This window comes from Mesorhizobium sp. WSM4808, assembly GCF_055811675.1.
Map to the genome: position 1 here is coordinate 1 of NZ_JBVVQX010000086.1, position 297 is coordinate 297.

The window sequence follows — 297 nt, forward strand, 5'->3', positions numbered from 1 at the left end:
GTCGGCGAGCAGCTTCTTCAGCTTGGCATTCTCGTCTTCCAGAGCCTTCAGCCGCTTGGCGCGTCAGAGACGTCCATGCCGCCATACTTGGCCTTCCAGTTATACAGCGTCGCCTCGGAGATCCCGTGCTTGCGGGCCAGATCGCCCGCCTTCGCACCCGCCTCATGCTCGCGCAGAACCGCAATGATCTGCTTCTGTATTCGGTGTCCTCCAGTCAAGGCGTGACGTTCGATGCAGGTTCTTTGCTTCTGTTCGCGGTCGGCACGCAGCCGCCGGCATGATGGTGTCCGTGGGTCC

The 297-nt window shown here is 61.6% G+C and carries 1 pseudogene; it reads right to left on the reverse strand.

Annotated elements, in window-relative coordinates:
* A pseudogene (locus AC0L2U_RS34785) lies at positions 1-218 on the reverse strand (transposase); the annotation flags it as partial.
* Between the last annotated feature and the right edge of the window lie 79 nt (positions 219-297).